The sequence below is a fragment of the Allocoleopsis sp. genome (assembly GCF_036703385.1).
In the GTDB taxonomy this organism is placed as follows: domain Bacteria; phylum Cyanobacteriota; class Cyanobacteriia; order Cyanobacteriales; family Coleofasciculaceae; genus Allocoleopsis.
Window position 1 is genome coordinate 1 of sequence record NZ_DATNPA010000451.1, and the last position, 7,813, is coordinate 7,813.

General features: G+C 48.5%; 7 protein-coding genes. 1 reads left to right on the forward strand and 6 read right to left on the reverse strand.

Annotated features, from left to right (window positions below; translation table 11 throughout):
* Nucleotides 1-344: 344 nt before the first annotated feature.
* From V6C93_RS22235 to V6C93_RS38950, 6 genes are all read right to left on the reverse strand, one after another.
* Entirely contained in the window at nucleotides 345-827 is a 483-nt protein-coding gene (locus V6C93_RS22235; RefSeq protein ID WP_333478861.1) for a Crp/Fnr family transcriptional regulator, read from the reverse strand.
* Between the two features lie 158 nt (nucleotides 828-985).
* Nucleotides 986-3,985, reverse strand: coding sequence for a HEAT repeat domain-containing protein (locus V6C93_RS22240; RefSeq protein WP_333478862.1), 3,000 nt, complete (start codon nucleotides 3,983-3,985; stop codon nucleotides 986-988).
* A gap of 88 nt (nucleotides 3,986-4,073) precedes the next feature.
* Nucleotides 4,074-4,670 carry a translation initiation factor IF-3 gene (infC, locus tag V6C93_RS22245; protein ID WP_414644245.1) on the reverse strand — a complete coding sequence of 199 codons (597 nt, stop codon included), beginning with the start codon at nucleotides 4,668-4,670 and terminating at the stop codon, nucleotides 4,074-4,076.
* A gap of 80 nt (nucleotides 4,671-4,750) precedes the next feature.
* Nucleotides 4,751-5,953 (reverse strand): transposase, encoded by a 1,203-nt coding sequence (locus tag V6C93_RS22250; RefSeq protein ID WP_333478863.1) that lies wholly within the window; start codon nucleotides 5,951-5,953, stop codon nucleotides 4,751-4,753.
* A gap of 106 nt (nucleotides 5,954-6,059) precedes the next feature.
* A complete protein-coding gene (locus V6C93_RS38945; RefSeq protein ID WP_333478864.1) occupies nucleotides 6,060-6,494 on the reverse strand; it encodes an IS630 family transposase in 435 nt (144 codons plus the stop codon).
* 54 nt (nucleotides 6,495-6,548) lie between these two features.
* Nucleotides 6,549-6,935 (reverse strand): IS630 transposase-related protein, encoded by a 387-nt coding sequence (locus V6C93_RS38950; protein ID WP_333478865.1) that lies wholly within the window; start codon nucleotides 6,933-6,935, stop codon nucleotides 6,549-6,551.
* 276 nt (nucleotides 6,936-7,211) lie between these two features.
* On the opposite strand from V6C93_RS38950, the gene V6C93_RS22265 reads away from it, so the two are divergent.
* Nucleotides 7,212-7,813 (forward strand): alpha/beta fold hydrolase (locus tag V6C93_RS22265; RefSeq protein WP_333478866.1); only part of this gene is annotated, 602 nt, incomplete at its 3' end.

A 7,813-nucleotide genomic window follows, 5' to 3' on the forward strand; every position in this document is an offset into this window, starting at 1 on the left:
AAAACAATGATCAATAGTCAATGCCCATCTGAGGTAGGGTAAGAATTCATCATTCTTTCCCAGCGTTTTTAGATTTATAATACTGCACTTATCCCTAAATAGAATAAGAGCTGGTTTAAAGGAGGTCTTATACACCAGCTAGACATTAAAGATTGATATTTGAATTTAACTATACAGCATCTTGATTCTTCAGCCATAAAATTTTTATGTCTAAAGATAGAATATTTTACTGAAAAACAAGAAATGTATTAAATGATACAGATCGACAGTCAGCAATATAAAATCTTTCTGCTTAATTAATTAACCCTCAGTGACTCTTTGCTGATTAAGGAATCCCATCTTATTCATCCAGATAAATTGTTCCCCGCCCTCGTAAGGTCTGGTGCCGAACTCTTCGCCTCGTAAGCATTCACCCGGCTGTTGAGTTCACGAATCCGACGAGAAAGCAGACGAATGATATTAATCGCAATTCCCGGTGTCTCATCGATCGCATCATAGAGCTGTAACTGGGTCAACATCAGACAGTTACAGGATTTTATCGTCGTGACTGAGGCGGAACGGGGTTCAGCATCAAACAACGACATCTCCCCAAAACAGGCTCCCTCTTTGAGTTGTGCCAAATCGCGATCGCCAATGTGAACTCGGACTAATCCGGAGACCACAATATAAAGCGATCGCCCCTCCTGTCCTTGGGTAAAGATGGTATGGTCGGCGGGGAACGATAACTCATCCATCACCGAAGCAAGACGCACTAAAAAATCGTCCCGCAATTCCTGAAAAATTGGGACGGCCCTGACAAACAATAAACGCTCAACGCTGGTTAACATTGGTTAGCGGTCAGCTATTCGCTATTGGCGCTGTATTACTGGGGAAAGCTCAAGTTTACCTTGACAGCCTCACCTCTGGAAGAGGTGGGAGAAATTGTATTCCACTTCCCTGACCGGGTTGCGCTCTCAATCAGGGATTGTGTCTACCTTTGGGGTGATTAACCCGCTTGACCCAACTCATCTAACATCCGCTGAACTTGATCGGCAACCAAACGGTCTGAGTCATTTTTCAGCACAGGCAACAGTTCAATACAAGCACGAGGCGAGGCTTCTCTCAAATAAGCCAACACCGCTTCCCGTACAAACCCAGTCGGATGGCGCAGACAGACTAGCGTTGCTTCCGGTGTCAAACTGTAATGAGCGGTTCTGGCTACATGAAAACAACAAGCTAGAGGCCAATCTGGGAGGAAATGACGAAACTCAATCAACCGACGCAAGCGATCGCTAGGACTCATCGGTTGATAAGGCACCCACTCCTCCAGACAAGCCATCTTTTCTTCCAGGGTACGACGATCTAAAATGGACAAAAAGGCTTGTTTCTGGGGAATATCAACCGTATTATCTAATATTTCCAACCCCAACGCCACATTGCTACGCGACTCCGAGTTCAGATTGAACGCTGCCGCTTGAATGGCACTGATCGGATACAGGAATTTCATCAGCAAGAAACACCGCTCCAACAGGTCAGTTTGCAGGTCATGTAATGCCCGTCGAAGTAACTCGGCTTCCTCTCCTGCAATCTTGTCACCCCTCAGATCGAGACTGGCTGCATAAATTTGACCCGAAAACAAAAGCTCTTGCTCAATTAACATCTCGATCCCGCTCCGACCTAATTGGTCAAGCACGCCTTCAATTCCGACTTCGTTGGGCATCTTCAGCAGGACACGGAGAATATTACGACGAGTCGTCCCCCAACTGGTCATCAGCTGCTGTACTAACTGATGCAGAGCGTCTTGTGTGCCAATTTCGCCCAAGGCCATCCAAGCTTGTAGCCTCACCAATTCGGGTTTATGGACATCTTCTGCCAACGCGACAAGTAAGGAAATCGCCTCATCCTTAAGGCGTACCAAGGCAGCTCGTGCGGCCTCACGAGTGGATTTATAGTACAACCCCTTCATCAGAGATGGATAGTACTCTTCTAAGTGTGTTGCCGCAATCACCTCCAGCAAAGCACGACGAACCCGCAAGGACTCATCCTGTAAGAGATTGGGAATATACAACCTCAACGCCTGCAAATACTCCGCCTCTCCCAGCGCCCGCGTACTCATCACCCGTTCTTGTTCCCGTTTCGAGGTGAGCATCCGGCGCAACGTATTGGTTGCCTCCGCCCTTTCAGCGGGAGTTCCCCGGCGCAGAATCAAAGCCGCCGCTGTAGCTCGTACTGTCGGCTCAACATTCGGGTTCATATAGTGCTTAATGGTACGAATATCCAGCTCTGGCTGGGTCAGCCAGACATAACGCAAGGCCAAGGCCAACACTTCTGGCGCGGGTCTTTGGTCAACGAGGACTTGGACATCGTCCAAATAAGCTGGGTTGGGATACTCCAGCATGGCCTCTAGACTCTGGCGTTGCAAGGCCGTAGACAGGCGGGGCAACAAGGGACTGAGTACCTCGCCTACAGTTAATGGCTCAATCTGGTACAAAAGTTGAATACAGGAACGTTTATCGGCTTCAGTTCCAGGCTGCTCTAGAGCTTCTACGACCGCTCGTTTGAATGCCCGCAAGTCTACATCCGAAAAACCCAGACGGCCTTGTTCTGCACTCTGAACCAGTAAGCTGACATAGCTCGATCGCATTAACCAGCCACTCAAAAGCCAGATCGCCGAGAAAAGAACAATCGCAAAGATAAACACCTGACTCTGCAATTGCTGCATCGCTGGGAATATATGCTGCGTCACCCAAATCGTTGCCAATATGCCAATACCCGTGATGCCGGTTGTGATCGGTTCGGCAATGCCCTGTACCGTCGTCTGAACGGCATTGCGCATCTTTTCCGGTATGGGTTGAAACAGGACGGGTTCAATGCCAGCAATTAAGGTGTAGCGCAGGAGTTCATCAATAAACCGAAGCAAGATCAGGCCAACAAAGAGTCCAGTAATCAATTCCGGTAAAGGAATGACCTGACCCACAAGCCCAATCAGCAAGTCGATTGAGCCGGTCAGCATGAGCAATCCTAAGATGACGAGCGCACTAGGCAACATCATCGCGGCGACGAAGACGCCTAATTTTGCGATCGCGCGACTTGAAATAAACCATTGGGAGGTGAGTTCAAATAGTCCGACAATCCCGCTAAACAAGCCCAAAAAACCGGCAATATCCGAAGTCTCCGGCAGCTTATCCTCCAGTTGACTGAGATACTGGAATTCAACTAAGAGGTACAAAGCTTCTGCCAGGATAAAGAAGGCAAATAAAGGGATAATGTAGCGTCGTAGGGAACCGGTGGTGTTGCGAACCGCGAATTCAGACTCATCGTCTTCCCACTGTCGTGAGGGCGAGTCAGGAAAGGCTTGTCTATAGCGCTGTCCTAGATAAAATAACGTTCCCGCTCCTACCAACATGGAAAAACAAGCCAGGACGAGGACATCGATGAGGCCGACAAAACGTAACAGGAACGGTAAGGAGAAGCCTGCGATCACGTCAGCGACTAAGAGTCCACTGGAGATGATCGGGTAGGTGCGCTTGATTTCCCGGATGTTGAACAGTTGATTAGCCGCAACCTGGGAGTTAAGGTCGTTGAGGACTTCAACCGCATCTGTCCATAGACGGATGAGAAAAACGGTAGCCAACGCGATCAAACCGTCGAAATAGTCAAGTCCTAAGGCGAGGCGAAAGAGTAACAGGGGTAAGCTAGTTAGGAGTGCGATCGCCACCAAGACGCTGCGCATCGGCAACAGGCTAGAAAGCCACGAGTACAAAACGCCTAGACCGGAAACCATGAGAGCACCGACGATGTAAATCAACGGCAACCGCTCAGCACCATATTTATCTAAGAACAGCGCCACTGCACTGTACTCGAACCAAAGCCACCCTACTGAGGTTGCTGTGTAGAACGCGAACATCAACAAGGTTCGGTCACCTTCTTCTGGACGAAGGTTTACCCACTGTAGGGCTTTCCGTACCCAGTCGCCCTGAACACGAGCACGAGGTTGCAGTTTCATCGGTTAAAGCAAGTCAGTTGTCATTACTCAGGGGTCAGCGACTTTCTAGAGGGTTACTGACCCCTGAGTACTGGTCACTAACCTCAAATCATTTTTTAGGAGAAAGTAGCATCATCATATTACGACCTTCCCGTTTTGGTGCTTGTTGTACTTCGGCTAACGCTTCCAAATCCGTTGCCATGCGCTTAAGCAAATCCTCCGCTAAGTCACTATGTTGAATTTCTCTACCTCGGAAGGTAATTGTCGCTTTTACCTTATCACCCGATTTGAGAAAGCGCTCCGCCTGATTGACACGCACTTGGTAGTCATGATCCTCAATTTTGTAGCGCATCTTCACTTCTTTGACATCAGCCGTGTGCTGTTTCTTCCTAGCTTCACGAGCTTTTTTCTCTTGCTCAAATTTATACTTGCCATAGTCCATGATGCGACACACCGGCGGATCAGCCTTGTCACTAACCAAGACGAGATCCAACTCTTTTTCCTCGGCAATGCGCAAGGCTTCTTGAGGTGTGATTATCCCCAGCTGTTCCCCATCCATATCGATGACTCGAATGTTAGGGAACCGGATTCTCTCGTTGATTGGGGGTAGATCTCGCGGGCGTCTTTTTTCATTCACAGGCGTCTGCTTAATTTTTAAAATCGTGGGTGAGAAGGGTAAGAAACAGGCTAAGTTGACACTTGCCATTTTACTGAGTCTTCCCAAGTTTCTGTGCAGGTTGTTAATTTGACATCCTCCCCGGCCTAAAGGTGCGGGGATTCCAAAGATTACTCTTTGGGCTTCCTCTTTCTTCGAGTCGGCTTACTTGAAGGGGTTTCCCCACTCAAGCAGAGGTCGTTCTCTCCAGAGGCGTGAGTTCCCGTGTGCCCCACGGTACGCAAAGCCTGTTCCAAAATGTTGATGGCGGCGTTCCAGTCTCGGTCTTGTACGTGTCCGCAATGGGGACATAAATGCGTCCTTTGCGAGAGCGACTTCTTAACAACTTCCCCACAGTTGGAGCAATTTTGCGATGTGTAGTGCGGTGGAACAGCCACCGTCGCCACTCCAAATACTTTCCCAAAATATTCCAACCACTGGCGGAACGTAGACCAAGCCGCATCGGAGATGGATTTAGCTAATCTCCGATTTTTCACCATATTTCGCACCATTAAGTCTTCGTAGGCTACCAAGTCGTTAGACTGGATTACGCATCTTGCTTGCTTCACGGCAAAATCTTTACGTTGCCGACTTACCTTGAGGTGCTTCCTTGATAGGCGATTTCTCGCCTTTTGCCTATTTTTTGACCCCACACAAGTACGAGAAAGTCGTTTGCTTAAACGCTTTAACGCCTTCTCGGACTTTCTCAAGTGCCGGGGGTTCTCAACTGTCTGTCCGTTAGAGTCTGTATAGAAATGGGCTAAACCAACATCTAAACCAATGGTCTTATTGGTCGGTTCCCGATGAACTATCCGCTCAACATCAAGACAGAACTGAGCGTAGTACCCATCAGCACGACGAACAGCCCGAACTCGCTTAATCTGCTTTAACTGATACAAGTGCAGGTCGCGAGTTCCCCACAACTTGAAGCTTCCTGCCTCAAACCCATCGGTGAAGGTGATAGTTCGCCTATCACAAGACAGCTTCCAACCTGTTGTTTTGTACTCAACACAGCCGTGAGTTTGATGTTTCTTAAAGCGAGGAAATCCCTTCAACCCTTGCTTATTCTTCTTACAGTTGTCGTAGAACCGAGCAATGGCACTCCACGCTCTTTCTGCGCTGGCCTGACGAGCCATTGAGTTTAACTTTCCTGCCCAAGGAAATTCTTTCCCTAGGACAGCGCAATACGCGCTCAGCTCGTAGCGTCCTGTTCCAGGATTTTCCATCCAGTATTTGATGCAGCTATTCCGGATAAACCGAGCAGTACGAATGGCTTCGTCAACGCGCTCATACTGCTGTTTTCTCCCTTTTAGTTTGGCTTCAAATACTAACATGGATTACGTTCGCTCACTTGACGTAAGTCTACCACATCTTTTAAAAGCCGTCCTGGAAGGACGGGGCTTTAAACCCAATTTTTTGGTATAGCAACCGCCAAGGCGGTTAGGACGCCAGGTGCAGGATATGCTCCATCGCATCGCGTAGACAATCAAACTGGTCAAGTTGCTTACGAATTCGACTTTTGAGCCAAGACCAGCATCGCTCAATCATATTGAAGTCTGGTGAGTAAGCAGGTAAGTACAGCAACTCACAGCCAGCTTGCTGAATCAGTTGCTCAATACGACCTCCTTTATGAAACGTGGCATTATCCATGACCACTACCTGCCCGGGTTTGAGCAAAGGAATTAAGCAAGTTTCCAACCAAATCTCAAACACACTCCGATTGCAGGAACCTTCGATGGTAAAAGGAGCCATCAGTTGCCCAAAACATTGAGCCGCAATCATATTCACTCGCCCCTGCCGTCGTCCTGACTTCAAGGCATGAAACCGTTGTCCTTTCTCATTCCAGCCATAGGCGTAGTCTTCAAGGGTTGTCATGAAGAGCTTCGTCCACATAAACAATCATTTCCGAAGCCCAGTTAGCCAACTGCTCTATGAAGCTTTGCCGTTTCGATTCATCCCGTTCAAGGTAGCCATAGGTCTTTTTTTTCGCGTAAATCCAATTTTCTTTAAGGCTCGTGAGATTGTGCGATCGCTGATCTGTCCCTCCCACAATTGCGCCATCTCCACCTGGGTTTTATCCCCATGAGTCTTGGCAAACACCCGAAACTGCTCCCAATCTGTAATTTTATGATTGTTACCTGGAGGGCGGTTGGGCAATGCTTGTACATCTCCCGTTTCGGCTTTGCGTTTCAACCACAGGTTGATTGTGTTGCGGCTGATATTGAATATTTCACTCGCCTCCTGTTTCTTGAGTCCATCTAACTCGATGGCTTGGATCACTTTCTGACGGAAGTCGTAACTGTAGGGTTTAGGCATGGTAGAGCAGACGATAGCAGGTCACGGTAACATCTTTAGTTTACGTCCTAACCGCCTTGGCGGTTGCTATAACTTCCCAATTACGAGGGCTCATTAAGACAAGTAAGACGCCCATGAACGCGAGTACACAACGAAAAAATGAAAATTCTTATCCCTTCTGCCTACTCCTGCGGAGAACGCTGCGCGAACTGCCGTCTGCCTTCTGCCTTATTTTCAAGCGAGAGAAACTACTAAAATGGAAGAGAATTTGTAAACCTTTTTGAAGGTGAGGCTTTTGTGACAACATCTGTGCCTTGGCAGCAACGAGTTGGAAGTCAACGAGACTGGGTTTGGCGAGGCTGGCAGACCCGTTATACCTATATCCGGGCACCACAAACGGGGAATGGACTTGCACCACCCATCATGCTGTTGCATGGATTTGGAGCCTCAATCGGGCATTGGCGTCACAATCTGGAAGTGATAGGTCAGCACCACACGGTTTACGCCTTAGATATGCTGGGGTGGGGGGCGTCACGCAAGGTAGCCGCTGAGTACAGCATCAGCCTCTGGGTAGACCAAGTTTATGAGTTCTGGCAAACGTTTATCAGGCAGCCAATGGTATTGGTAGGGAACTCAATTGGCTCTCTGGTTTGCCTAGCAGCAGCGGCAGCTCATCCAGAGATGGTCAGAGGTATCGCCATGATTAATTTGCCAGATCTTTCGTTGGAAGAAGAGATGACTCCCCCTTGGTTGCGACCCGTGGTCTCGACGATTAAGAGTATTGTGGCGTCACCCGTGGTTCTGAAAAGCGCTTTTTATCTAGTGAGACGCCCACCCTTTGTCCAGAAGTGGGCAGGGCGTGCCTACGCGAATCCAGCCGCTGTTACAGCTGAGTTAGT

Coding starts and splice junctions, on each gene's coding strand:
- V6C93_RS22235 (WP_333478861.1), bottom strand. CDS start 827: ATGTTAACCAGCGTTGAGCGTTTATTGTTTGTCAGGGCCGTCCCAATT.
- V6C93_RS22240 (WP_333478862.1), bottom strand. CDS start 3,985: ATGAAACTGCAACCTCGTGCTCGTGTTCAGGGCGACTGGGTACGGAAA.
- infC (WP_414644245.1), bottom strand. CDS start 4,670: ATGGCAAGTGTCAACTTAGCCTGTTTCTTACCCTTCTCACCCACGATT.
- V6C93_RS22250 (WP_333478863.1), bottom strand. CDS start 5,953: ATGTTAGTATTTGAAGCCAAACTAAAAGGGAGAAAACAGCAGTATGAG.
- V6C93_RS38945 (WP_333478864.1), bottom strand. CDS start 6,494: ATGACAACCCTTGAAGACTACGCCTATGGCTGGAATGAGAAAGGACAA.
- V6C93_RS38950 (WP_333478865.1), bottom strand. CDS start 6,935: ATGCCTAAACCCTACAGTTACGACTTCCGTCAGAAAGTGATCCAAGCC.